Origin of the sequence: Halomonas shengliensis (genome assembly GCF_900104135.1) — a bacterium.
Lineage (GTDB): Bacteria > Pseudomonadota > Gammaproteobacteria > Pseudomonadales > Halomonadaceae > Halomonas > Halomonas shengliensis.
The window spans coordinates 37,515-60,692 of the sequence record NZ_FNIV01000013.1 but is presented as its reverse complement, the minus strand read 5'-3'; the positions used below and the strand labels follow the sequence as shown (position 1 = coordinate 60,692).

Here is a 23,178-nt window from a genome sequence, read left to right as displayed (position 1 = left end):
CCGCTAGAATAGGCGGTCCACTCCCGGGCGCACGACGCCCCTCCAGGGAAGAACCGCTACGTCTATGCGCAAGCTCTCCGGGCTGCTGCTCCCCGCCGAACGGCGCGCCATCACCGGCCTGGCCGGTCTCTACGCCACCCGCATGCTGGGCCTGTTCATGGTGCTGCCGGTGCTGGCGCTGTACGCCGACGACCTGGCCGGCGCCACGCCGCTGCTGGTGGGGCTGGCGCTGGGCATCTACGGCCTGACCCAGGCGGCGCTGCAGATCCCCTTCGGCCTGCTCTCCGACCGCCTGGGGCGCAAGCCGGTGATCGCCGCCGGGCTGCTGCTGTTCCTGCTCGGCAGCGTGGTGGCCGCCAGCGCCGACAGCATCGGCGGGGTGATCCTCGGCCGCTGCCTGCAGGGCAGCGGTGCGGTGGCCGCGGCGATCATGGCACTGCTCGCCGACCAGACCCGCGAGCAGGTGCGTACCGCCGCCATGGCCACCATCGGCCTCTCCATCGGCGTGGCCTTCGCCGTGGCCATGGTGCTGGGCCCGCTGGTGGCGGGGGCCTTCGGGCTTGCCGGGGTGTTCTGGTTCACCGCCGCCCTGGCCGCCCTGGGGCTGCCGGTGCTGTGGAAGCTGGTGCCTCGCGCGCCGCGCCGCCTGCGTCACCGCGACGTGGGCATCGACCGCGCCCAGCTGGGGCGCATCCTGGGGCGCCCCGAGCTGCTGCGCCTGGACCTCTCCATCTTCGCCCTCCACCTGGTGCTGATGGCGATCTTCGTCGCGGTGCCATTCCGGCTGCTCGACGCCGGCATCGCCACCGAGCGCCACGGCCTGGCCTACCTCGGGGTGATGGCGCTGGCCTTCCTGGGCATGGTGCCGCTGGTGGTGGTCGCCGAGAAGCGCCGCCGGATGAAGGCGATGGTGCTGCTGGCCATCGCCGCCATGCTGGTCAGCCTGCTGGGCCTGGCGTGGCTCGGCGCGGGGCTGTGGGCCTTGCTGGCCTGGCTGTGGCTGTTCTTCGTGGGCTTCAATCTGCTGGAGGCCACGCTGCCCTCGCTGCTCAGCAAGCTGGCCCCGGCCGGTGCCAAGGGCACCGCCATGGGGGTCTACTCCACCAGCCAGTTCCTGGGCGCCTTCCTGGGCGGCGTGCTGGGCGGGGCCCTGGCCCAGCAGTGGGGCCTCTCCGCGGTGTTCCTGGGGGCCGCCATCCTGGCGCTGGCGTGGTTCGTGGTGATGCTGGGCATGCGCCCGCCGCCGCACCTGGCCAGCGAGGTGGTGGCACTGGACGAGGATCACGGCGATGATGCCCTGGAGACCCTGATGGCGAAGTTCGCCGAGGTGGCCGGGGTGGAGGACGTGCTGGTGGTCCCCGAGGAGCGCCTGGCCTATCTCAAGGTGGACCGCCAGCGCCTCGACGAGCAGGCGCTGGCGAGACTGATCGACACGCAGCAGTCATGACAACGCGTTCATGACATCGTATTCATGACAACAAGGAGTCCCGCATGGCCCGTGGCGTCAACAAGGTCATCCTCATCGGCAACCTGGGGCAGGACCCCGAGGTTCGCTTCACGCCCTCCGGTACCGCCGTGGCCAACGTCAACCTGGCGACCACCGACACCTGGATGGACCGCCAGAGCGGCCAGCGCCAGGAGCGCACCGAATGGCATCGCCTGGTGATGTTCAACAAGACCGCCGAGATCGCCCAGCAGTACCTGAAGAAGGGCAGCAAGATCTACGTGGAGGGGCGCCTGCAGACCCGCAAGTGGCAGGGGCAGGACGGCCAGGACCGCTACACCACCGAGATCGTGGTCAACGACATGCAGATGCTCGACTCCCGTGGCGGCGGTGGCGACTTCCAGGGCGGCGGCTACGGCGGCCAGCCCCAGCAGGGCGGCTATGGGGGTCAGCCCCAGGGTGGCCCGCCGCCCCAGGGCAACTATGGCGGCCAGCCCCAGGGGGGCGGCTTCGGCGGTCAGCAGCAGGGTGGCGGCGCCCCCCAGCGTCCGCCCCAGCAGCCTCCGCAGCGCCCCGCCCAGGGCGGCGGACAGCAGCAGGGGAACCAGCAGGGCGGCAACTTCGGCGCGCCCGACCCGGGCAGCTTCGATGACTTCGACGACGAGATTCCATTCTGAGCAGGCGCTGCGCTGACGCCATGCCGAGGGAGATGCGCCCGTGAAGCTGCTGGTACTGGACGCCGGTCACTGCCTGAGCCTGGCCCTGGCCCGGGAGGCCAACCGCCGCTCGGATACCGAGCTGACCATCGAGGAGGGGCTGGCGCTGGACGCCGAGCGGCTCGCGGCGCTGGCCCCGGATGCGCTGGTGATCCCGCCGCTGTCGCGGCCGATCGTCGCCGCGCCGGCCGAGGTCACCGCCCATGCCGAGGCGGTCGAGCGCTGCATGGAGGCGTGCCGCGAGGCACGCATCCCGCTGGTGTGGTGCGTCTCGGACCAGCTCTACGAGGACGGCTTCGCCGAGCCCATCGACGAGCATGTGATCCCGCGGCCGCGGGACGAGAGCCTGCGCCGCCTGGTGGCCACCGGTGATCGCATCCGCGCCGAGCATCCGCACCACCTGATCGTGCGCCTGGGGCCGCTGTTCGCCCTGGAGGGGAGCCATGCCTGGCTCAACGAGCTGATCGATACCCTGATCACCGGCGGCGAGGTGCGCGGCGAGGCCGACGTGACCTGCTGCCCCACCTCGGCGGACGCCGTGGCCATGGCGCTGGTCGGCATGCTGCAGCAGCAGCAGTGCGGCGCCGACGCCTGGGGCAGCTACCACCTGGCCGGCACCGAGCCGGTGAGCGTCTACACCTTCGTCTCGGTGGTGCGCACCCAGCTCGCCACCCGCCTCGAAGGGCGCGGCGACCATCGCCCGCTGGGACCCATCCGCGCCCTGCACCACCACCACGACCATCCGCTGCGTCGCGTGCTCAACTGCCGGCGGGTGCTGGAGGCCTTCGGCGTGCACCAGAAGCCGTGGCGGCTGGAGCTTGGCAATATGCTCGATGCCTGGTGCCGCGCCCATGCCGAGGAGTGCACCGCGGGGGAGGAGGGGGCATGAACACCCTGCGCAGCCTGCTCTTCTACCTGGGCTACTTCCTCGCCATGGTGGTGTGCGGGGTGCTGTTCCTGCCGCCGGCGCCCTTCCTGCCGCTGCGCTCCCGCTACCGCCTGCTCAACCTCTACAACCACTTCATCATCGCCTGGTTCCGGCTGGTAGTGGGGGTGCGCTACGACATCCGCGGGCGCGAGCACCTGCCCGACGGCCCCTGCGTGATCCTGGCCAACCACCAGTGCGAGTGGGAGACCGTCTACCTGCAGCTGCTCAAGCCGCCGGTGTGCACGGTGCTCAAGAAGGAGTTGCTCAACATCCCGATTTTCGGCTGGGGGCTGCGCCTGCTGCACCCCATCGCCCTGGACCGCTCCCGGCCCGCACGAGCCATGAAGCAGGTGCTCACCCAGGGCAAGCGGCGTCTGGAGGAGGGGCTCTCGGTGCTGATCTTCCCCGAGGGGACCCGGGTCGCGCCGGGTAGCCGGCGCCGCTACAACAAGAGCGGGGCGGTGATCGCCTGCCGCGCCGGGGTGCCGGTGGTGCCGGTGGCCCACAACGCCGGCGAGCGCTGGCCGGGGCGCCACTGGGTGAAGAACCCCGGGCGGCTGTCGCTGGTGGTGGGCGAACCCATCCCCACCGAGGGGCGCAGCCCGGAGGAGGTGCTGGCCGAGACCGAGGCGTGGATCGAGGCGCGGTTGGCCGAGGTCTCCGAGGTGCCGCGGCCGGTGCGCGAGGAGGCGCGCCAGCCCGCCTGATGGGGTGCTGCCGTCATCGCCGATGAAGCCTGCGCCGATGAGGGCATGCCTTAAGAAGGGCCCGCGCGATTGACCCAAGCACCAAGGGCGCCCCATGGGGCGCCCTTGGTGTGTTACGGCGATGGAGAGGTGTGGTGGCTGGAGAGGCGCCGCGCTCAGTCGCGCAGCTTCTCCAGCACCAGGCAGGCGTTGGTGCCGCCGAAGCCGAAGCTGTTGGAGAGCACCCGCGCCACCTTCACGCCGTCGCGGCGCTGGGTGACGATATCGAAGCCGTCGGCCTGCTCGTCGAGGGTCTCGACGTTGGCCGAGGCGGCGATGAAGTCGTTCTCCATCATCAGCAGCGCGTAGATCGCCTCCTGCACGCCGGTGGCGCCCAGGGAGTGGCCGGTCAGCGACTTGGTGGAGCTCATCGCCGGGGTCGAGTCGCCGAACACCTCGCGGATCGCCTTGAGCTCGGCCACGTCGCCCACCGGCGTCGAGGTGCCGTGGGTGTTGATGTAGTCGATCGGCCCATTGACGGTGGCCATGGCCTGGCGCATGCAGCGCATCGCGCCCTCGCCGGAGGGGGCGACCATATCGTGGCCGTCGGAGGTGGCGCCGTAGCCGGTCACCTCGGCGTAGATCTTCGCGCCGCGGGCGCGCGCATGCTCGAGCTCCTCGAGCACCAGCATGCCGCCGCCGCCGGCGATGACGAAGCCGTCGCGGGCCTGGTCATAGGGGCGCGAGGCCTTCTCCGGGGTGTCGTTGTAGTGGGTCGAGAGCGCGCCCATGGCGTCGAACAGGCAGGAGAGGGTCCAGTGCTCCTCCTCGCCGCCGCCGGCGAAGACCACGTCCTGCTTGCCCATCTGGATCTGCTCCACGGCGTTGCCGATGCAGTGGGCCGAGGTGGCGCAGGCCGAGGAGATCGAGTAGTTGACCCCCTTGATCTTGAACGGCGTCGCCAGGCAGGCGGAGACGGTGCTGCCCATGGTGCGGGTGACCCGGTAGGGCCCCACGCGGCGCAGTCCCTTCTCGCGCATGACGTCGGCGGCCTCCACCTGGTTGGCGCTGGAGGCGCCGCCGGAGCCGGCGATCAGGCCGGTACGCTCGTTGGAGACCATCTCCGGGGCCAGCCCCGAGTCCTCGATGGCCTGGGCCATGCTGACATAGGCGTAGGCCGCGGCGTCGCCCATGAAGCGGCGCAGCTTGCGGTCCACCAGGGCGTCGAGGTCGATGTCGACCACCCCGGCCACCTGGCTGCGGAAGCCTCGCTCGGCGTACTCCTCCTTGAAACGAATGCCGGAGCGCCCCTCCCTGAGCGCCTCGAGAACCTGCTGTCGGTCATTGCCCAGGCAGGAGACGATGCCCAGGCCGGTGACTACCACTCGTCGCATGGAAGCCTCCTGGTCAGAAGTTCGCGGTGGAGGTGAACAGGCCCACGCGCAGGTCGTTGGCCTGGTAGATGTCGCGGCCGTCGACGGAGACGGTGCCGTCGGCCATGCCGAGGATCAGGCGCCGGGTGATGATGCGCTTGATGTTGATGCGGTAGGTGACCTTCGAGGCGTCGGGGAGGATCTGGCCGGTGAACTTCACCTCGCCGCAGCCCAGGGCGCGACCGCGACCCGGGTGGCCCAACCAGCCCAGGTAGAAGCCCACCAGCTGCCACATGGCGTCCAGGCCCAGGCAGCCGGGCATCACCGGGTCCCCGGGGAAGTGGCAGTCGAAGAACCACAGGTCGGGGGAGATATCGAGCTCGGCGAGCAGCTCGCCCTTGCCGTGCTCGCCGCCGTCCTCGGTGATCGAGGTGATGCGGTCGAGCATCAGCATGTTGGGGGCCGGCAGCTGGGCGTTGCCGGGGCCGAACAGCTCGCCCCGCGAGCAGGCCAGCAGTTCATCGCGGTCGAAGGAGTGTTGCTTGGTCACTGAGTCATTCCGAGAGTCGAATATTGTTCGCCGCCTAGTCTACTGTCCGTGCCGGGGGAATGCACGCCGGTGGCGCCGAGCCGTCGCTGGGCCGGGTTACAGTTTGTGCCGGTTCGGTCGATAACCTCGCTATCATGCGTCATCTCTTGGTGGCGCTCCACCCGAATGGTCAAAGGGAGCCTCTCCTTAATGTGGTCTGCCTTTTCCCTGAGTCGTCCGTTGCTCTGGCTGTCGCTCTCCGCCTTCTCGGCCAGCATCTGGCTCCCCGACTGGCCACTGAGGCTCGCGGCCGCGGTCCTGGTCGGCGTGGGCATCCTCGACGCCTGGCGCGTCATCCAGGCAGAGCACCGGCGACGCCAGTTGTGCGAGGGGGCGCTGAACCTCACCGAGGAAGGCGCCATCATCACCGATGCCGAGCATCGCATCCTGGCGGTCAACCCCGCCTTCACCCGCATCACCGGGTATGCCCCCGACGAGGTGCGAGGGCAGGTCATCGCCAACCTGGCGGCGCCGCGCCACGACGCGGCCTTCTTCGAGCGCTTCCGGCAGAGCCTGCAGTCGTCGGGCCGCTGGGAGGGTGAGCTGTGGAGCCGCCGCAAGCAGGGCGAGGAGTACCCGGAGTGGCTGAGGGTGCAGGCGATCCCGGATGCCACCGGGCGCGACCCGCACCATGTCTGCCTGTTCACGGACATCTCCATGCACAAGGCGCGGGAGAAGGACCTGCAGCGCATCGCCTTCGAGGATCCGCTGACTGGCCTGCCCAACCGTCGTCGCCTCCAGGACCTGCTCGCCTCGCGCCTGCGCCATCTGCGCGCCGGCGAGATGGTCGACATGGCGCTGATCGACATCGACGGGTTCAAGGAGATCAATGATGGTATCGGCGTCGACCTCGGTGACCGCCTGCTGGCCCGCTTCGCCCAGCGTCTGGCCGGCCATGTGGCGGGTGGCGTCGTGGGGCGCCTGGGGGGCGACGAGTTCCTGGTCATCCGCACCACTACCTTCAACGACCATGATCGCTGGGTGGCCAACCTGCGTGACCATCTCTGCCAGCCCTTCGAGATCGACCGCCATAGCCTGCGGCTTGGCCTGACCATCGGCAGCTGCCGTGCCCCCGAGGATGGCCAGGACGCCGGGGTGTTGTTCCAGCGCCTCGAGTCGGCCCTCTACACTGCCAAGCGCAACGGCCGCAATCATAGCCAGCGCTTCCGCCCGGCCCTGGACGTCCAGGAGGGCCCCCAGCTGCGGCTGCTCAACGACCTGCGCGATGCCCTCGCTGCCGGCGGCCAGCTGGCGCTCCACTACCAGCCGCAGTTCCGCCTGACGGATGACGGTCTGGCTGGCGCCGAGGCGCTACTTCGCTGGCATCATCCCGTCGACGGCCTGGTCTCGCCGGGCGACTTCATTCCCCTGGCCGAGCGCCATGGCCTGATGGCGGCTCTGGGCAACTGGGTGATCGACCAGGCACTGGCCCAGCTGGCCCACTGGCGGCGACGGGGCATGCCTGACATCACCGTATGGATCAACATCTCGGCGATGCAGCTCTTCCAGGGAGACCTTGAGAATACCCTGGCGGCCGGCGTGGCGCGCCACGGTGTGCCGCCTAGTGCCCTGGGGCTAGAGCTCACCGAGTCGGTGCTGCTGGACGAGCGTGCGGGGGATGTGGCGCCACGCCTCGCCAGGCTGCGCCGTAAGGGGCATCCCGTCGCCATCGATGACTTCGGCACCGGCTACTCCTCCCTCGGTTACCTGAAGGAGCTGCCGCTGGACAAGCTCAAGCTGGACCGAGCCTTCGTCCGCTCGCTGCCGGAGGATCGCGCGGATGCCGCCATCGTCACCGCGGTCATGGCCATGGCCCGGGGGCTGGGCCTGGAGGTGGTGGCAGAAGGCGTGGAGAGCGCCCCGCAACGTGACTTCCTGGCGGCGGCAGGCTGCGAGCTGGTCCAGGGGTTCTTCTATGGCCGCCCCGAGGTCGCCGAGGCGCTGGAGGCGCGCTGGCGCCGGGCCGACGAGGCCTCACCTGCGCCCTCAGGGAGCCGGGCGCTCTCCCAGGCGCCGACATAGCCACAGGCAGAGGCCGGCCCAGACGAGCGCCTGGACGGGGAGCAGCCAGGGCGCCAGGGTGACGCCGGCGAGCTCGGCGCCGGCGTAGTAGGAGAGCGGGCCGCCCACCGCGCCGCCCAGGACGGCGAGCCGCGGGCGGGTCCACAGCCAGGCCAGCGAGTGGTGGAGCAGGGTGGCGAACAGGGGCCACAGCAGCCACAGCCAGGCTGGCAGCAGGCCGAGGACGAGCGGTGTCTCGGTGAAGGTGAAGCCGCCGACCAGCGCCAGGCCGCCGTCCACCGCCAGGCCCAGCAGGGCGAAGCCGACCAGCCAGCGCCACTCCCCCGGGCGTGCCACCCAGCGCAGGTGGGCGGCGAGGAGCGCCCCGGCCACCAGCGCGCCCACCAGGCTGCCGCCCAGCACGCAGGCCGTCCAGCCCGCCTCGAAGGCGACCAGGTTGGCCACCAGGCGGAGCGTGGCGGGGCGACGCATCACGCTCTCAGCCATCGGCGGTTGCCAGGGCACCGGAGAGCGGCACGGGGCGGGCGCCGGGCTTGGCCAGCAGCAGGTGGCAGGTGCCGATGGTGCGCTCGATGAAGCCCCCCTCGCAGTAGCAGAGGTAGTAGCGCCACATGCGGATGAAGCGCTCGTCGTAGCCGAGGTTGCGCACCGTCTCCAGGTTCGCCTCGAAGCGCTGGCGCCACTCGCGCAGGGTGCGCGCGTAGTGAGGACCGATCTCGTCGAGGGCCAGCACGTTGAGCGAGGTACGCCGGGCCAGGCCGGAGAGGATGGCGTGATGGGAGGGCAGGAAGCCGCCGGGGAAGATATGCCGCTTGATGAAGTCCATCTCGCGCTTGGCGGCCTCGAAGCGCTGGTCGCGGATGGTGATCGCCTGCAGCATCGCCAGGCCGTCGTCGCTGAGCAGGCGATCCAGGGTGGCGAGGTAGGTCTCCAGGTACTGGTGGCCCACCGCCTCGATCATCTCCACCGAGATCAGCCGGTCGTAGCGGCCCTCTAGCTCGCGGTAGTCCTGCTTCAGCAGGGTGATGCGCTTGCCGAGTCCCTCCTCCTCGATGCGCCGCGCGGTGTAGGCGTACTGCTCCTCGGAGATGGTGGTGGTGGTGACCCGGCAGCCGCGGGTCTTCGCCGCGTGGATGGCGAGCCCGCCCCAGCCGGTGCCGATCTCCAGCAGGTGGTGCTCGGGGCGCACGTCGAGGCGCTCCAGCATGATGTCCAGCTTGAAGGTGGAGGCCTCCTCCAGGCTCGCTTCCGGGTAGGGGAAGACGGCGCTGGAGTACATGCGGTGGTCGCGGTCCAGGAAGGTCGCGAACAGGTCGTTGCCGATGTCGTAGTGGGCCGAGATGTTGCGCCGCGAACCGGCGAGGCTGTTGCGCTGCAGGCGATAGAGGGCGGCCAGCAGCCAGCGGCCGAGGCGGGCGCTGCCGGTCTCGATCTCGCCGTTGACCCGCTCGAGGTTGGCGGCGAACAGCCGCACCAGGGCGACCAGGTCGTCGGCGTCCCAGTCCCCCTCCATGTAGGCCTCCGCCGCGCCCACGGTGCCGCCCAGCGCCAGGCGCTTCCACACCCGGCTGTCGCGCACCACCAGGGTGACGGCGAGCGGCCCGCCCTGGCCCAGGCGGTGGCGGCGATGCCCCTCGATCAGGGTGATCTCGCCGCCCTCCAGGCGGTCGAGCTGGGCCAGCAGGCGCGGGCGCAGCCAGCGGGTCAGGCGGTCGGCGTCGTCCTCGAGGGGACGGGCGGTGGAGGCGGAGCGCAGCGTGTTCACGTCGGTCTCTCCTGCTAGCGGTCGGCGGCGTGGCCGGGGTGGTCATGGATCGGCACGCGCTTGGCCCACAGGCGCAGCGCCTCGAGATGGATGCCGGCCAGGGTCTTGGCGCTCATCCACGGCTGGCGCGCCAGGGTGCCCAGCAGCACGCGGCGGGTCGCCGGGCGTGCCGTCAGGGTCAGGGTGGCGTCGAAGTGGCACTCCCCCTCGTGCCAGGTCTCCATGTGCATCAGCAGGCGCTCGCCGGGGGTGTTGAAGCGCCAGCGATAGGTCATGTCCATGGGGTTGAAGGGCGACACATGCATCGCCTTGGCGAACTCGGCGGCGTGGGAGTGGCGGGCCGGGTCCACCGCGCAGGCGTAGCGGGTGCGCTCCCCCCAGGGGGTGTTGCTCACCTCGCCCAGCACGGCGCGCAGCGCGCCCGCGGCGTCGAAGGCGTAGTAGAGGGAGATGGGGTTGAAGCCGAGCCCCAGGGTGCGCAGCTGGGTGAGCAGGCAGATGCGCCCATCCGGCGCCCAGCCCAGCTGGCGCGTCAGCTCCTCGCGTACCGCCTCCTTGAGCGGCCGCTCGTCTGGGCCAAGATCGCCCTTGAGATGGTCCTCGCGCCGGAAGCGTGCCAGGGCGGGGCGCCGGGCACTGAAGCCGGGTACCCCGTCGAACAGCGCGGGTAGCTCGTCGAGGTCGAGCCAGGCCATCCACACCCCGTAGGTGAAGGCGTGGCCACGGGGCAGGAAGCGGCGGTGGCGCAGCTCGCCGCGGTAGATGCGCGAGCGGGGCGAGGCGATCATGCGCGCACGGCCTCCTCGACCACCGGGGCGAGCAGGGTGGCGATGCCCTCGGGCCCCGCCTCGTCGCCGCCCAGGGCGTGGGCGACCCGCAGGGCGCTCCACACCCCGTCCTCGTGGAAGCCGTTGCGCCAGTAGGCGCCGCAGTAGTGGGTGCGCCGGGCACCGCCGGAGATCTCGGCGTGGCGCGCCTTGGCCGCTTCGCCCGCCAGGGTGAACTGGGGATGGGCGTAGGTGAAGCGGCCGAGCACCTTCTCCGCCGCGATGGCGTCGCTGTCGTTGAGGGTGACGCAGAAGGTGTGGGGCGCCTCCAGGCGCTGCAGGATGTTCATGTCGTAGGTGACTGAGACCCTGGCCGCCTCGTCGCGGCCGTCGAGGCGGTAGTTCCAGCTCGCCCAGGCGCGAGGCCGACGCGGCAGCAGGCGGGTGTCGGTGTGCAGCACCACCTCGTTGTCCTGGTAGGGCAGGGCGCCAAGGATCTCGCGCTCGGCGGGGCTCGGGTCCTCCAGCAGCGCCAGCGCCTGGTCGGCGTGGCAGGCCAGCACCACCTCGTCGAAGCGCTCGACCCCCAGCGGGCTTCTCACCTCGACCCCGTCGCGCAGGCGGCGGATGCCGCGCACCGGGGTGGCCAGGCGGATGCGGCTTGCGTAGGGCGCGGTGAGCAGCGGGATGTAGCTGCGCGAGCCGCCGACCAGGGTGTACCACTGGGGGCGGTCGTTGACCGAGAGCAGGCCGTGGTGGCGGAAGAAGCGCACGAAGAACTGCAGCGGGAAGTCGCGCAGGTCGCGCAGGCTCGCCGACCAGATCGCCGCCCCCATGGGCAGCAGGTAGCGGCGCTGGAAGGCCTCGCCGAAGCCGCGGGCCGCCAGCCACTCGCCGAGGGTCAGCGCCGGGTCCAGCTGGCCCTCGTCCATGGCCCGTATCGCCTCGCGGTTGAAGCGTAGGATGTCGCGCAGCAGGGCGTGGAAGCTGGGGCGCAGCAGGTTGCGACGCTGGGCGAAGAGGGTCGCCAGGGTGTGGCCGTTGTACTCGAAGTCGCGAGCCGTCTCGTGTACCGAGAAGCTCATCTCGGTGGGCTGGGCATGCACCCCCAGGCGCTGCATCAGCCGCTGGAAGTGGGGGTAGGTCCAGTCGTTGAAGACGATGAAGCCGGTATCGATGGCGTAGTGCCGACCCTCCAGCTCGACATCCACGGTGGCGGTGTGGCCGCCCAGCCGTTCGTCGGCCTCGAACAGGGTCACCTCGTGGCGGCCCGAGAGGTACCAGCCGGCGGCCATGCCGGCGATGCCGCTGCCGATCACGGCGATGCGCCGGGGAGCCATGGAATGGGACGTCGGGGCATTCATCAACGGGCCTCCGGGGCGGCCTCGGGCCGCGTCAGGCGCCGCCCCAGCCGGTAGCGCAGGGCGGCGGGCAGGATGCCCGTCAGCTTCACCAGCAGGGTGAAGCGGCGGGGGAAGTGGATGTCCAGCCGGCGCCGGTCGAGCCCCTTGAGGATCGCCTCGGCGGCCGCGTCGACCTCCACGCGCATGGGCATCGGGAAGTCGTTGCGGTCGGTGAGCGGGGTGCGCACGAAGCCGGGGTGGATCACGCTGACGTCGATCCCCTCGCCGGCGAGGTCGAGGCGCAGCGACTCCAGGAAGTGGCTCAGCGCCGCCTTGGAGGCGCCGTAGGCCTCGGCCCGGGGCAGCGGCAGGTAGGCGGCGGCGCTGGAGGTGGCGGCGAGCAGCGGTCGGCCCCCCTCGGCCCGGGCGCGGCGCAGCAGCGGCAGGGCCGCGTCGATGCAGTAGACGGCGCCATGGAAGTTGGGGGCGAAAACCCGCTCCACCAGGTCCACGTCGAAGTCGCTCGCCGCCAGGTATTCGCAGGTGCCGGCGTTGAGGATCACCCGGTCGAGTCCGCCGAAGGCCGCCTCGAGGCGGGCGCCGGCCTCGCGCACCGCGGCACGGTCGGTGACGTCCAGGGGCAGCACCAGGGCGTTGGGGTGGCGCGCCGCCAGGGCCTCCAGCGCCTCGGCGTCGCGACCGCTGAGCGCCACGCGCTCGCCACGGGCCAGCAGTCGCTCGGCCAGGGCGCGGCCGATGCCCGAGGTGGCGCCGGTGAGCCAGGTGCGCGGGGTGTCGGACATGGGGCCTCCCGGGGTGGTGGTCGTTGCCGTGCCCGGGGCAGATGGCCTCAGGCGTCGAGCCGGCGCTTCAGCAGCCGGATGGCGCCGCCCAGCAGCGGCAGTCTTTCGTAGAGCAGGGCGCCGGCATCGAAGTAGTCGCGATGGCGGGCCACCCGGCCGCTGTCGTCGTCGGCGAAGGTCAGGCGGGAACATCCCTCGACCGTGTACTCCCTGCCGCCCGCGAGGCGCGGGTGGGCCAGGTGCAGGGTCCAGGTGGCGAAGGCCTCCCGGCCGCTGCGCTGCCGCTTGTGGAAGTCGAAGCGGCATGCTGTCACGTTGCTGTACAAGGTGGCGAAGTACCGCTCCAGCGCCTCTGCGCCCTCGATCCGGTGCAGCGGATCCTGGAAGACGACATCGGGAGTATAGAACTCGTAGAGCTTATTTGTACAGCTTTTGTCGAGCTTATTGAAGAAGGCGAAGAAGGCCTCCAGCTGGGGATCGGCGGGCATGGCGGGTCTCCGGGGCTCGGTCGCCCCTGTCAGTCGCGGTTCAGGGCCTTGAAGGCGTCCAGGGCGCGGGCGCGGGCCGCCTTGTGGTCGACGATGGGCGCCGGGTAGCCGGTGTCGCCGAGCAGGTCGCGGGGCGGGGCGTGGCGCGCCTTCGCCGGCAGCGCGGCGAGTTCCGGCAGCCACTCGGCGAGGAAGCGGCCGTCGGGGTCGAAGCGCTGCGACTGGGTGGTGGGGTTGAAGATGCGGAAGTAGGGGGCGGCGTCGGTGCCGGTGGAGGCGGCCCACTGCCAGCCGCCGTTGTTGGCGCAGAACTCGCCGTCCACCAGGTGGCGCAGGAAGAAGGCCTCGCCGCGCCGCCAGTCGATCAGCAGGTGCTTGGCGAGGAACATGGCGGTGATCATGCGCAGGCGGTTGTGCATCCAGCCTGTGGCGACCAGCTGGCGCATGGCGGCGTCGACGATGGGGTAGCCGGTGCGCCCCTCGCACCAGGCGGCGAAGCCCTCCTCGTCGTCGCGCCAGGCCAGCGCCTCGGTATGGCGCTGGAAGGCGCGGTGGCGACAGACCCGCGGGAAGCCCACCGCCACGTGGCGGTAGAACTCCCGCCACACCAGCTCGTTGACCCAGGCGACCAGGCCCTCGTCGCCCTCGGCCAGGCGGCCATCGTTCTCGGCCAGCACCGCCTGCAGGCACTGGCGGTGGGAGATCATGCCCAGCGCCAGGTAGGGGGAGAGCTCGCTGGTGCCGCGCACGGCCGGGAAGTCCCGCTGGCGGGCGTAGTGGCGGCCGCGGAAGCGCAGGAAGCGCTCCAGGCGGTCGGCGGCCGGCGCCTCGCCGGCGGGCCACTGGCGGCCGTCGATGGGGGTGTCCGAAAGCGCCGGCAGGCTCGGCAGCGGGTCGCTGTCGACCCCGGTGGGTGCCTGGGGGGAAGGGGCCTCGCTGAGCGCCAGGCGTTCGGCGTCGAGCCGGCGATGCCAGGCCCTGGCGAAGGGGGTGAAGACCCCGTAGTAGTCGCCCTTGCCGGTGAGCAGTTCCCCCGGGGCGAAGGCCACGGCGTCATGGTGCCCGGTGGCGCTGAGACCGGCCTCCTCGAAGGCCTCGACCACCGCGGCGTCCCGGGCGAGCTCATCCACCGGGTACTCGCGGTTGAAGTGCAGGGCCTCGGCGCCGGTCTCCCGGGCGATGGCCAGCAGCGCCGCGGGGGCCTCGGCGAAGTCGTCGATGTCGCGATGCAGCAGCGGGATGTTGAGGCCCTCGAGGCCCTCCTTCAGCGCCGCCACGCCGCGGGCGCGGAAGTCGAGCGGGTTGGCGCCGTGGCCGTGGCGCCGCCAGTGGGGCAGGGCGCGCAGGTATACCGCCACCACCGGGCCGCGCTGCGCCGCGGCGGCCAGGGCGCGGTTGTCGTGCAGGCGCAGGTCGCTTCTGAACCACATCAGGGTCGGGGTCATGGCCGCTCCGTCAGGCGGGGGGAAGCAGGGTCTGCAGGCGGGAGACCGCCTCGTCCAGGTCGTCGCCGAGCACCGCCACACCGCTCGCCTCGAGCTCGCCCTCGCGGATGCGCGCCACCGGGCCGCACAGCCCCAGCGGCACCTCCAGCAGCTCGGCCAGGCGCGGCAGCTGGCGGCGCATCAGGTCGGTGCGCCCGGCATGGCTGCCGGCCAGCAGCACCCCGGCGCCACCCAGGCGCTCCACCGCCAGGGGCAGCTCGCCCAGCGGCAGCGGCGCATCGAACAGCCGCACCCGCAGGCCGTGCTCGCCGGCCAGCAGGGCGGCCAGCTGCAGCCACAGCGTGCCGGGGTCCTCGGGCAGTGGCATCGCCAGCAGTACCGGGCCGCTGGCGCGTGCCTCGGCGTGGTAGAGGCGCATGCCGATGCGGGTGCGCAGGAAGGCCTCCAGGGTGTGGCGCTGCAGGGCGTTGCCCAGGCGCTCGTCGCCCCAGCGCTCCTCCAGCTCGCGCAGCGCCGGGGCCCACAGCTCGGCCACGCAGGTAGCCACCGGGTAGAGCGCCAGCGACTGGGTGTAGAGGGTCTCCAGGCGTCCCAGGTCCAGGGCCTCGACGGCGGCCACCAGCCGCTCTCGCTGGGCCGGCCAGTCGCTGGGGTCGGGGGGCGGTGCCTCGGGTTCGACGGCGGGGCGGTCGAGCAGCTCGCGCACCTGGCTCACCGGCACGCCGCGGTTGAGCCACTGCAGGATCTGCTCGACCCGCTCGATGTCCTCGCGGGCGTAGAGGCGGTGGCCCTTGGGGGTGCGGCGCGGTTGGATCAAACCGTAGCGGCGCTCCCAGGCGCGCAGGGTCACGGAGTTGACGCCGGTGAGGCGCGAGACCTCGCGGATGGGGTAGAGCGGGGTCTCGCCGCCGTGCTGGGCCGAATCATTCATGGCGCAGGATGTCCTTTGCGGCGTGATGCATCAGGGGTGGGGAAAGGGGGGCGGTTAGCCTCGGCGGCCAGGGCCTCGCCCAGGTGGTGGCCGGAGAGCCAGGCGTCCTCGATGCGCGGGCCGCGCCAGCCGTCGCCGCACAGCGCCAGGCCGCTGGCCGAGAGGCGGTAGTCGACATTGACCGCCTCGCCGGCGGCGAAGACGTCGGGCTGGGCGTAGCGCCAGCGGTGGGCGCCCATGGCCACAGGCTCGGGCAGCTCGCCGCCGGGCAGGGCGCGACGGAAGGCGTCGAGCAGCGCCTCGGCGACGGTCTCGGGGCCATCCTCAAGGCGCGCCTGGCTCCACTCCAGGTTGGCCAGCAGGGTCAGGCTCTCGGGCTGGTCGCCGCGCCCCGGCTTGAGGTGGTTGCGTACCGCGAAGCGCAGGGCCGGCGCATTCATTCGTACCGCCTGCCAGTCGTCATCGACGCCCGGGGGCGCCGCCAGGGGCTCGTCGAACACCGCCCAGGCGGCCCAGCAGGGGCGCTGGATCACCGCCGCGCAGGCCTCGGCGAGGGCGGTGTCGTGGGGCTCCACCAGTGCCTCAGCCTGGGGGCCGGGAGCGCTGACCACCACCCGGGCGAAGGGGCCGTGGCGCTGGTCCTCGGCGTCCACCAGCCACCACCCCCGGGCATCGCGCTCAAGGCCTGCGATGCGGGTCGCCAGGCGCAGGTCGAGGCCCTCCGCCAGGTGGCGGGGCAGGGCGCTCATGCGTGGCGTGCCGCACAGGCGCGTCAGGTCGTCACGATGACGCCGCCAGCCCTGCTCGTCGACGGACCACAGCGAGGTGGGCCACTCGGCCAGGCAGCCCGCCGCGCGCCACCCCTCCACGGCCGCAGCGAAGGTGGCGTCGCGCACACTCAGGAACTGGGCGCCGAGGTCGAGGGTTGCCTCGGGCAGTCGTCGGCTCGACATCCTTCCGCCCGGGCCGCGCCCCTTGTCGAACAGGGTGACCGGGAGGCCGGCGGCATCGAGGACTCGGGCGCAGGCCAGGCCGGCGATGCCGGCACCGATGATGGCGGTAGGCTGGTGGGGCTGGGTCATGGCACCCTCGCTGGATGGTTTTCCGCTAGACTAGCAGAAGTGTACAACAGCTGTATAACTCATCGCGGATACGAGGAGACCCAGATGCGCGTGCTGATCACCGGAGGGAGCGGATTCGTGGGCCAGCGGCTATGCCCGCGGCTGGCCGAGGCGGGGCACCGGGTGCAGGTGGTCTCGCGGGATCCCGAGGCCGCGCGGCGCCGGCTGCCCGAGGGCGTCGACGTGCGTCGCTCGGCGTTGGACTTCGTCGACACGCCCCCCGATGCCCTGGTCAACCTGGCCGGGGAGTCCATCGCCGCCAAGCGCTGGAGCGACAGCCAGAAGGAGAAACTGCTCGACTCGCGGCTCAATGCCACCCGTGAGCTGGTCGGCCTCTGCGAGCAGCTCCAGCAGACCGGTGCGCGGGTGCCCGGGGTGCTGGTCTCGGCCTCGGCCATGGGTTACTACGGGGACCAGGGGGACCGCGAGGTGAGCGAGGAGACGCCACCCCACGACGAGTTCGCCCACCGCCTCTGTCGGCGCTGGGAGGAGGCCGCCGGCGAGGCCGAGGCCTTCGGGGTGCGGGTCGCACGGCTGCGCATCGGCCTGGTGCTGGACCAGGGCGGCGGCAGCCTCCAGAAGATGCTGCCCCCCTTCAGGCTGGGGCTGGGCGGGCGCTTCGGCACGGGTAAGCAGTTCATGCCCTGGATCCACCGCGAGGACCTGGTGCGTGCCATCCTTTTCCTGCTCGAGCGCGACGACCTCGAGGGCGCCTTCAACGGCAGCGCGCCCCGTCCGGTCACCAATGCCGAGTTCACCCGCACCCTGGCGAAGCAGCTGGGGCGTCCGGCGCTCTTCCCGGTACCCGCCATCGTGCTGGAGACCGCCTTCGGCGAGATGGCCCGGCTGCTGCTGACCGGTGCCGACATGCGCCCGAAGCGGCTCCAGGAGGCCGGCTTCGAATTCAAGTTCGAGACGCTGGAGGCCGCCCTGGCCGATATCCTGGGCTAGCGCGTCTCGTCGCCCACCGTGACGATGACCCGTACGGCGTCCAGGCGCAGCCGTGCCCCCTCGATGGCCGCATCCAGGGCGCCGCGCTCCTCGCGCAGCGCGGTGAGCTCCGCCTCGCGCACCGCCGGGTTGCGCCGCGCCAGGGCGGTGAGGCGCGCCAGCTCGCCATCCAGCTCGTCGCGCATGCGCACCTGGGCCGCCTCGACGATGGAGGGCAGCTCGCGCTCCGCCTCGCCCTCGCCGCGGTCGAGCAGCTCGCGCAGCACCTCCAGGCGGCTGCGGATCAGGTCCCGGGCCATCGCCTTCTTGACCTTCTGCAGGTTCTTGGAGAGCCCGGTGAAGGAGATCTTGTCGGTGAGGTTGGCGCCGGACTCGTCGAGCAGCACGCGCACCGCGGTGGGCGGCAGGAAGCGGTTGAGGTGCAGCTTGCGGGGCGCCGGGCAGTGGGTGCGGTAGATCAGCTCCACCATCACCCGCCCGGCGGGCAGCGCCGGGTGCTTGAGCAGGGCGAGCGCCGTGTTGCCCATGGTGCCGTCGAGGATGCGCCCCATCATCTCGCGCACCACGGGGTGCTCCCAGGAGAGACGCTGGACGTCGTCCCGGGCCAGCGCTCGGCTGCGCGAGAAGGTGGCCGAGAAGCCCTCTTCGCCCTTGGCCAGGCCCGGCAGGCCGTCGAGCATCTGGGGGCCCGCCACCAGGTGCTGGATGCCACCGCCGAGCTCCTGGCTGTCGACGCCGAAGATGTCCAGCGCCAGGTCCAGGTAGCGGGGCAGGGCGCGGTCCTCGTCCAGCTCGCCGATCGCTGCGGCCACCGTCTCGGCCCGCTCGTGCCGGCAGGCGTTGAGCTCCAGCAGGCGGTTGCGGCCGGCATCGCGCTCGGCCAGGCGGCTCTCGAACAGCGCCCGGGTCTCCGTCACCACCTCCTCGAGGCTCTCGTCGTCGAGCAGGGCGTCGGCCAGGGCGTCGCCGAAGGCGTCATGGATCTCGCTGCCGATGCCGTGGGGGGCGCTGAAGGCGTCCATGCCGTCGCGGTACCAGCGCAGCAGCTTCTCCCCCGGGCTGCCCGCGAACACCGGCACATGGAGCTCGATGGCGTGGTGCTGGCCGATGCGGTCGAGGCGGCCGATGCGCTGCTCCAGCTGGTCAGGGTGCAGCGGCAGGTCGAACATCACCAGGTGGCGGCAGAACTGGAAGTTGCGCCCCTCGGAGCCGATCTCCGAGCACACCAGCACCTGGCAGCCCTCCTCCTCGTCGGCAAAGGCCGCGGCGGCGCGGTCGCGTTCCACCAGCGAGAGCCCCTCGTGGAACACCGGGGCGTGGTAGCCGCCCAGCACGCGCAGCGCCTCGGCCAGCCCCTGGGCGGTCTCGGCGTCGTGGGCGATCACCAGCACCTTGTCGCCGGCCAGGCCCGCCTCGCCGTCGTCGGCCAGGCGCTCCAGCAGCCAGTTGACCCTTGGGTCGATCTGCCACCAGGGCTCCCCGTTCAGCGGGTCGTCGGCCAGGGCGCGGTACATGGCGTCCAGGTAGACCAGCACCTCGGGGTGGTCGAGGCCGGTCTCGATCAACAGCTCGTCGAGGTAGTCCTCGTCCCGGGCCAGCTTGCGCAGCACCCGGCGATAGGCGGCGGGCGGCTCCAGCTCGGTGACATGCAGGCGCCGCTCCGGGAAGCCGCCCACGTGGCGGCGGCTGTTGCGGAACATCACGCGGCCGGTGCCGTGGCGGTCGAGCAGCTGGTCGCGGAGCTGGTCGCGGGCGGCTGCATGCTGATCGTCACCGCGCTCGGGGTCGGCCAGGGTATCCAGCAGCGCCAGGCTGTCGGGCTCGTCGATCACCGCGGCGACGCGCGCGCGGTCGGCATCCAGGCCGGGCAGCCGCTCCAGGGCGTCGATCGCCTCGGCCACCTCCACGTAGTGGGCCTCCTCCTCGCGGAAGGCCTCAAGGCTGTGGTAGCGGTCAGGGTCGAGCAGGCGCAGGCGGGCGAAGTGGCTCTCGAGGCCCATCTGCTCCGGGGTGGCGGTGAGCAGCAGCACCCCCTCGCTGTCGGCGGCCAGACGCTCCACGCAGGCGTAGCCGGGACCCACCTGCTCCTCGCTCCAGTCGAGGTGGTGGGCCTCGTCGACGATCAGCAGGTCCCAGTCGCAGGCCGCGGCCTGGGCCTGGCGGTGGGGGTTGGCGAACAGCCAGTCCTGGCTCGCCAGCACCAGCTGGCCGGCCTCGAAGGGGTTGCCCTCGCCGTGGGCCTGGCTCTGCTGCTCGTCGAGCAGGGTCACCTCCAGGGCGAAGCGGCGCAGCAGCTCCACCAGCCACTGGTGGGTGAGGCTCGCCGGCACCAGGATCAGCGCCCGCTCGGCGCGGCCGGTGAGCAACAGGCGGTGCAGGATCAGGCCCGCCTCGATGGTCTTGCCCAGCCCGACCTCGTCGGCCAGCAGCACCCGCGGGGCGTGGCGCCGGGCCACCTCGTCGGCGATGTAGAGCTGGTGGGGGATCAGGTCGATGCGCGGTCCGGCCAGGCCCAGCGCCGGGTTCTGCTCCACGCGGTGGTAGTGGTGCAGGGTGCGGAAGCGCAGGTCGAACCAGTCGTTGCGGTTGACCTGGCCGGTGAGCAGGCGGTCGCGGGCCTGGTCGAACTGCATGCTGTCGGCGAGGCGCGCCTCGGGCAACTCGCGCAGCTCGCCCTGGTCGTCCTCGCCGATGTAGACCACCAGGCCGTCGACCTCCTTGGTGTCGTCGACGGTCAGCGTCCAGCCCTCGGCGGCGCGGATGCGGTCGCCGCTGCCGAAGGCCACCCGGGTCAGCGGCGCCTGGCGGCTGCTGTAGGTGCGGGTTTCCTGGCTGGCGCCGAACAGGACGGTGACGCTGCGCGCATCGCAGCTGAGGATGGTGCCCAGGCCGAGTTCGGCCTCGCCATCGCTGATCCAGCGCTGGCCGGGGGAGAAGTCGCTCATGATGCCTCGAGGATGCTGTAACAGGGTGCGCTCATGGCCACCGGGACGGGGCGGCCCGACAAGGGCGCGGTATCTTACAGCAAAGCCCGGCGCGGCTTAAGCGCGGGACTGCCTCACAGGGCTATCCGCAGCTCAAGGCTTTCCCGGCGCCTTTCGCTATTGCCGCATGGCTAACCTTGATAGCCCGGCTACTACTCCCGCCCCAGCCAGCCATCCAGCTGGGCGCGGGTGAGTTCGCCCACGTGGCGCTCCACGGCGCGCCCCTCGGCATCGAACAGCACCGTGGTGGGCAGCCCCGGGGATTCGGTCAGCACCATCAGCTCCTGGTGGGGGTCGAGCAGCGGGTAGCGGAAGTCGAGTCCCTGGTCGTCCAGGTAGCGCACCACCTGCAGCAGCGACTCGCCCTGGTTGGCCACCACCACGGTGACGTCGTCGCGGGCGTCGGCCTCGGCGAGCAGTGGCATCTCGCGCAGGCAGGGCGGGCACCAGGTGGCCCACAGGTTGAGCACCACCCGCTCGCCCTCGAGCGCCTGCAGGTTGACCGTGTTGCCGTCGAGGTCCTCCAGGGCCAGGTCGGGCAGCCGCGTCAGCGCCATGCCCCCACCGAAGGGCGCCAGGGTGACGGTGGCCAGCCACAGCGCCGAGACCACCACCAGCATGGCCATGGCGCCTACCAGCCGGCCGAGGTGCTCGCGCAGCGCCCAGCCGGTCCAGATCAGCCCCGCCATCAGCCCCCACAGGCCGTGATAGCCGGGCTGCCACAGCTTGAGGGCGTCTAGCGGGGCGCTGGCGTAGGCGTCGAGGTTCAGGGCCACGTGGCCGAGGCGCGCGCCCACCAGCCAGGCCAGCAGCAGGCCGTTGAACCAGCGGGTGTGGGTGCGGCGCGGCAGGCCCAGCAGCCAGGCGCTGGCCCCCATCAGCAGCAGGGCGGCGACGAAGGTATAGAGCCGGGGCAGCGAGAGCAGGAAGGGGCCCAGGGCGATGGCATCCATGTGGGGTGACTCCTTGCGGGCAGGGTCGGCGGGGGCGTGACGAGCGGTTACACTGGGGCGCCTCCGCCGGGAACCCTGCCAAGCCTACTGCCGGCGGACGGGAGTGTCATCCGCCTCACAGCCACCCTCGCCAACGGGAGCCGCCATGGCCAACACCGCCTTCGACACCCTGCGTGCCCTGGCCATCGCCAGCCAGGCGCTGGGCTTCATCCTGATCATCACCCTGGAAACGGTGATGGGCGATGCCGCCCGTCCTTGGCAGGGCTGGACCCTGGCAGCCATGGTGGCGGCGGCGCTGTGGATCGCCCTGATGCGGCTCTACCGGCGCAACCGGGCGCGCAAGGCGGTGGCGCGGCGGCTGGCCGAGGACGGCGATGACGACTGAGACGGAGTCTCCCTCCCGGCTGGCGCGGCTCAAGGTGCCGCTGGGCCTGCTGCTGGGCCCCCTGCTGGCGGGCCTGGTGCTGGTGTCGCCGGCACCCGAGGGGCTCCCCGTGGCGGCCTGGCAGGTGGTGGCCCTCACCGCCTGGATGGCGGCCTGGTGGGTGCTGGAGCCGGTGCCCATCGCGGTCACGGCGCTGCTGCCGCTGGTGCTGCTGCCGCTGCTGGAGGTGGCGCCCATCGAGGCGGTCGCCGCGCCCTACGCCAACCCGCTGATCTTCCTGTTCCTGGGCGGCTTCCTGCTGGCCGAGGCGATCCAGCGCTGGGGGCTGCATCGACGCATCGCCATGCTGGTGTTGCGCGTGGCGGGACGCCGTCCCGACCACCTGGTGGCGGGCTTCATGGTCGCCACCGCCGGGCTCAGCATGTGGGTGAGCAACACCGCCACGGCGGCGCTGATGGTGCCCATCGGCCTCTCGGTGCTGGAGATGCTCAAGCGCCAGGGCGGCGAGGGGGCCAGCCACCATCTGGCGCTGACCCTGCTGCTGGGGATCGCCCTGGGCGCCAACATCGGCGGCATGGGCACCCTGATCGGCACCCCGCCCAACGCCCTGCTGGCCGGCTTCATGGCCGACAGCTACGGCATCGAGATCGGCTTCGCCGAGTGGATGGCGGTGGCGCTGCCGCCGGCCTTGCTGCTGCTGGCGCTGGCCTGGTGGCTGCTGACGCGCCGCATCTACCCGCTGGGCCGCAAGCCCCTGCCGGGGGTGGCCGCCATGCTGGAGGAGCAGGCCCGCGACCTGGGGCGCATGACCGACCCCGAGCGGCGGGTGGCCACCATCTTCGTGCTGGTCGCCCTGGCCTGGGTGTTCCGCCCACTGCTCGAGGCCTGGCTGGGCGTGGCGCTGAGCGACGCCGGCATCGCGGTGACCGCCGCGGTGCTGCTGTTCGTGGTGCCGGCGCGCTGGGCCCAGCGCCAGTTCCTGATGGACTGGGAGGCCGCCGCCCAGCTGCCCTGGGGCGTGCTGATCATGGTGGGCGGTGGCCTCAGCCTGGGCGCCGCCATCGAATCCAGCGGCCTGGCCGCGGCGGTCGCCGAGGGGCTCGCCGTGTTCGGCCGCTGGCCGACCTGGGGGCTGGTCGCCGCGGTGGCGCTGGTGGTGATGGCGATGAGCCATGTGACCAGCAACACCGCCACCGCCGCCGCCATCCTGCCGCTCACCGCCTCGCTGACGGTGAGCCTCGGACACAGCCCGCTGCTGCTCTCCGTGCCGGTGGCCCTGGCCGCCAGCTGCGCCTTCATGCTGCCGGTGGCGACGCCGCCCAATGCTGTGGTCTTCGCCAGCGGTCAGCTCAGCGTGGCCGAGATGGTGCGCGCCGGCGCCCTGGTCAGCCTCGCGGCGCTGGCCGTGATCGTGGCGGTGGTCTTCGCCCTGGCGATGCCGCTGCTGGGGTTCGGCTGGGCCCTGTAAGGAGGGCCCAGCGGAC

The 23,178-nt window shown here is 71.8% G+C and carries 21 protein-coding genes; 8 read left to right on the top strand and 13 right to left on the bottom strand.

Annotated elements, in window-relative coordinates; translation table 11 throughout:
• The first annotated feature begins 64 nt into the window (after positions 1 to 64).
• Genes BLP95_RS15180 through BLP95_RS15165 form a run of 4 tightly spaced genes read left to right on the top strand, consistent with a single transcriptional unit; the run spans position 65 to position 3,795 of the window.
• Complete coding sequence (locus tag BLP95_RS15180; protein WP_089680851.1) at positions 65 to 1,447, top strand: MFS transporter; 1,383 nt, start codon at positions 65 to 67, stop codon at positions 1,445 to 1,447.
• A gap of 44 nt (positions 1,448 to 1,491) precedes the next feature.
• Positions 1,492 to 2,121: a single-stranded DNA-binding protein gene (gene ssb, locus BLP95_RS15175; protein ID WP_089680850.1), complete on the top strand. Its 630-nt coding sequence runs from the start codon at positions 1,492 to 1,494 to the stop codon at positions 2,119 to 2,121.
• A 40-nt stretch (positions 2,122 to 2,161) separates the two neighbouring features.
• On the top strand, positions 2,162 to 3,049 hold the full coding sequence (locus BLP95_RS15170; RefSeq protein WP_089680848.1) for a sugar nucleotide-binding protein: 888 nt from the start codon (positions 2,162 to 2,164) through the stop codon (positions 3,047 to 3,049).
• Positions 3,046 to 3,795: a lysophospholipid acyltransferase family protein gene (locus tag BLP95_RS15165; protein WP_089680846.1), complete on the top strand. Its 750-nt coding sequence runs from the start codon at positions 3,046 to 3,048 to the stop codon at positions 3,793 to 3,795. Before BLP95_RS15170 ends, BLP95_RS15165 begins: the two co-directional genes overlap by 4 nt.
• A 155-nt stretch (positions 3,796 to 3,950) precedes the next feature.
• On the opposite strand, the gene fabB is transcribed toward BLP95_RS15165, so the two are convergent.
• Together fabB and fabA are read right to left on the bottom strand one after the other, a co-directional pair.
• Entirely contained in the window at positions 3,951 to 5,168 is a 1,218-nt protein-coding gene (gene fabB / locus BLP95_RS15160; protein ID WP_089680844.1) for a beta-ketoacyl-ACP synthase I, read from the bottom strand.
• A gap of 13 nt (positions 5,169 to 5,181) precedes the next feature.
• The gene (gene fabA / locus BLP95_RS15155; RefSeq protein WP_089680842.1) at positions 5,182 to 5,697 is read right to left on the bottom strand and encodes a 3-hydroxyacyl-[acyl-carrier-protein] dehydratase FabA; all 516 of its coding nucleotides are present in this window, start codon (positions 5,695 to 5,697) and stop codon (positions 5,182 to 5,184) included.
• Positions 5,698 to 5,886: 189 nt separating this feature from the next.
• Between fabA and BLP95_RS15150 the strand changes: the two genes are divergently transcribed.
• The gene (locus BLP95_RS15150) at positions 5,887 to 7,758 is read left to right on the top strand and encodes a putative bifunctional diguanylate cyclase/phosphodiesterase (RefSeq protein WP_089680840.1); all 1,872 of its coding nucleotides are present in this window, start codon (positions 5,887 to 5,889) and stop codon (positions 7,756 to 7,758) included.
• Here the strand turns inward: BLP95_RS15150 and BLP95_RS15145 are convergent.
• From BLP95_RS15145 to BLP95_RS15105, 9 genes are read right to left on the bottom strand one after another with little or no spacing between them, the layout of a single operon-like run.
• A complete protein-coding gene (locus BLP95_RS15145) occupies positions 7,723 to 8,229 on the bottom strand; it encodes a DUF2878 domain-containing protein (protein WP_089680838.1) in 507 nt (168 codons plus the stop codon). The two genes, BLP95_RS15150 and BLP95_RS15145, sit on opposite strands and share 36 nt — an antisense overlap.
• A gap of 7 nt (positions 8,230 to 8,236) precedes the next feature.
• The gene (locus BLP95_RS15140; RefSeq protein WP_176760313.1) at positions 8,237 to 9,523 is read right to left on the bottom strand and encodes an SAM-dependent methyltransferase; all 1,287 of its coding nucleotides are present in this window, start codon (positions 9,521 to 9,523) and stop codon (positions 8,237 to 8,239) included.
• Positions 9,524 to 9,537: 14 nt separating this feature from the next.
• Positions 9,538 to 10,311, bottom strand: coding sequence for a DUF1365 domain-containing protein (locus BLP95_RS15135; protein WP_089680836.1), 774 nt, complete (start codon positions 10,309 to 10,311; stop codon positions 9,538 to 9,540).
• The gene (locus BLP95_RS15130) at positions 10,308 to 11,654 is read right to left on the bottom strand and encodes an NAD(P)/FAD-dependent oxidoreductase (RefSeq protein ID WP_089680834.1); all 1,347 of its coding nucleotides are present in this window, start codon (positions 11,652 to 11,654) and stop codon (positions 10,308 to 10,310) included. The genes BLP95_RS15135 and BLP95_RS15130 overlap by 4 nt, the downstream gene beginning before the upstream one ends.
• Positions 11,654 to 12,436 carry an SDR family NAD(P)-dependent oxidoreductase gene (locus tag BLP95_RS15125; RefSeq protein ID WP_089680832.1) on the bottom strand — a complete coding sequence of 261 codons (783 nt, stop codon included), beginning with the start codon at positions 12,434 to 12,436 and terminating at the stop codon, positions 11,654 to 11,656. Before BLP95_RS15125 ends, BLP95_RS15130 begins: the two co-directional genes overlap by 1 nt.
• Positions 12,437 to 12,483: 47 nt before the next feature.
• The gene (locus BLP95_RS15120) at positions 12,484 to 12,924 is read right to left on the bottom strand and encodes a nuclear transport factor 2 family protein (RefSeq protein ID WP_089680830.1); all 441 of its coding nucleotides are present in this window, start codon (positions 12,922 to 12,924) and stop codon (positions 12,484 to 12,486) included.
• Between the two features lie 29 nt (positions 12,925 to 12,953).
• On the bottom strand, positions 12,954 to 14,369 hold the full coding sequence (phrB, locus tag BLP95_RS15115; protein ID WP_089680828.1) for a deoxyribodipyrimidine photo-lyase: 1,416 nt from the start codon (positions 14,367 to 14,369) through the stop codon (positions 12,954 to 12,956).
• A gap of 10 nt (positions 14,370 to 14,379) precedes the next feature.
• On the bottom strand, positions 14,380 to 15,300 hold the full coding sequence (locus BLP95_RS15110) for a MerR family transcriptional regulator (RefSeq protein ID WP_089680826.1): 921 nt from the start codon (positions 15,298 to 15,300) through the stop codon (positions 14,380 to 14,382).
• Positions 15,297 to 16,382, bottom strand: coding sequence for an NAD(P)/FAD-dependent oxidoreductase (locus BLP95_RS15105; protein ID WP_089680824.1), 1,086 nt, complete (start codon positions 16,380 to 16,382; stop codon positions 15,297 to 15,299). Before BLP95_RS15105 ends, BLP95_RS15110 begins: the two co-directional genes overlap by 4 nt.
• Positions 16,383 to 16,466: 84 nt before the next feature.
• Here BLP95_RS15105 and BLP95_RS15100 point away from each other — a divergent pair, with 84 nt between their 5' ends.
• Entirely contained in the window at positions 16,467 to 17,372 is a 906-nt protein-coding gene (locus BLP95_RS15100) for a TIGR01777 family oxidoreductase (RefSeq protein WP_089680821.1), read from the top strand.
• On the opposite strand, the gene rapA is transcribed toward BLP95_RS15100, so the two are convergent.
• Both rapA and BLP95_RS15090 read right to left on the bottom strand, forming a co-directional pair.
• Positions 17,369 to 20,317 carry an RNA polymerase-associated protein RapA gene (gene rapA, locus BLP95_RS15095; RefSeq protein WP_089680819.1) on the bottom strand — a complete coding sequence of 983 codons (2,949 nt, stop codon included), beginning with the start codon at positions 20,315 to 20,317 and terminating at the stop codon, positions 17,369 to 17,371. The genes BLP95_RS15100 and rapA overlap by 4 nt on opposite strands.
• A 191-nt stretch (positions 20,318 to 20,508) precedes the next feature.
• Entirely contained in the window at positions 20,509 to 21,309 is an 801-nt protein-coding gene (locus tag BLP95_RS15090; RefSeq protein ID WP_089680817.1) for a TlpA disulfide reductase family protein, read from the bottom strand.
• A 145-nt stretch (positions 21,310 to 21,454) separates the two neighbouring features.
• Between BLP95_RS15090 and BLP95_RS15085 the strand changes: the two genes are divergently transcribed.
• Positions 21,455 to 21,694: a hypothetical protein gene (locus BLP95_RS15085; RefSeq protein ID WP_089680815.1), complete on the top strand. Its 240-nt coding sequence runs from the start codon at positions 21,455 to 21,457 to the stop codon at positions 21,692 to 21,694.
• Positions 21,684 to 23,162 carry an SLC13 family permease gene (locus BLP95_RS15080; protein ID WP_089680813.1) on the top strand — a complete coding sequence of 493 codons (1,479 nt, stop codon included), beginning with the start codon at positions 21,684 to 21,686 and terminating at the stop codon, positions 23,160 to 23,162. Before BLP95_RS15085 ends, BLP95_RS15080 begins: the two co-directional genes overlap by 11 nt.
• Positions 23,163 to 23,178: the final 16 nt, after the last annotated feature.

Coding starts and splice junctions, on each gene's coding strand:
- BLP95_RS15180 (WP_089680851.1), top strand. CDS start 65: ATGCGCAAGCTCTCCGGGCTGCTGCTCCCCGCCGAACGGCGCGCCATC.
- ssb (WP_089680850.1), top strand. CDS start 1,492: ATGGCCCGTGGCGTCAACAAGGTCATCCTCATCGGCAACCTGGGGCAG.
- BLP95_RS15165 (WP_089680846.1), top strand. CDS start 3,046: ATGAACACCCTGCGCAGCCTGCTCTTCTACCTGGGCTACTTCCTCGCC.
- fabB (WP_089680844.1), bottom strand. CDS start 5,168: ATGCGACGAGTGGTAGTCACCGGCCTGGGCATCGTCTCCTGCCTGGGC.
- BLP95_RS15150 (WP_089680840.1), top strand. CDS start 5,887: ATGTGGTCTGCCTTTTCCCTGAGTCGTCCGTTGCTCTGGCTGTCGCTC.
- BLP95_RS15145 (WP_089680838.1), bottom strand. CDS start 8,229: ATGCGTCGCCCCGCCACGCTCCGCCTGGTGGCCAACCTGGTCGCCTTC.
- BLP95_RS15135 (WP_089680836.1), bottom strand. CDS start 10,311: ATGATCGCCTCGCCCCGCTCGCGCATCTACCGCGGCGAGCTGCGCCAC.
- BLP95_RS15130 (WP_089680834.1), bottom strand. CDS start 11,654: ATGAATGCCCCGACGTCCCATTCCATGGCTCCCCGGCGCATCGCCGTG.
- BLP95_RS15125 (WP_089680832.1), bottom strand. CDS start 12,436: ATGTCCGACACCCCGCGCACCTGGCTCACCGGCGCCACCTCGGGCATC.
- BLP95_RS15120 (WP_089680830.1), bottom strand. CDS start 12,924: ATGCCCGCCGATCCCCAGCTGGAGGCCTTCTTCGCCTTCTTCAATAAG.
- phrB (WP_089680828.1), bottom strand. CDS start 14,369: ATGACCCCGACCCTGATGTGGTTCAGAAGCGACCTGCGCCTGCACGAC.
- BLP95_RS15110 (WP_089680826.1), bottom strand. CDS start 15,300: ATGAATGATTCGGCCCAGCACGGCGGCGAGACCCCGCTCTACCCCATC.
- BLP95_RS15105 (WP_089680824.1), bottom strand. CDS start 16,382: ATGACCCAGCCCCACCAGCCTACCGCCATCATCGGTGCCGGCATCGCC.
- BLP95_RS15100 (WP_089680821.1), top strand. CDS start 16,467: ATGCGCGTGCTGATCACCGGAGGGAGCGGATTCGTGGGCCAGCGGCTA.
- rapA (WP_089680819.1), bottom strand. CDS start 20,317: ATGAGCGACTTCTCCCCCGGCCAGCGCTGGATCAGCGATGGCGAGGCC.
- BLP95_RS15090 (WP_089680817.1), bottom strand. CDS start 21,309: ATGGATGCCATCGCCCTGGGCCCCTTCCTGCTCTCGCTGCCCCGGCTC.
- BLP95_RS15085 (WP_089680815.1), top strand. CDS start 21,455: ATGGCCAACACCGCCTTCGACACCCTGCGTGCCCTGGCCATCGCCAGC.
- BLP95_RS15080 (WP_089680813.1), top strand. CDS start 21,684: ATGACGACTGAGACGGAGTCTCCCTCCCGGCTGGCGCGGCTCAAGGTG.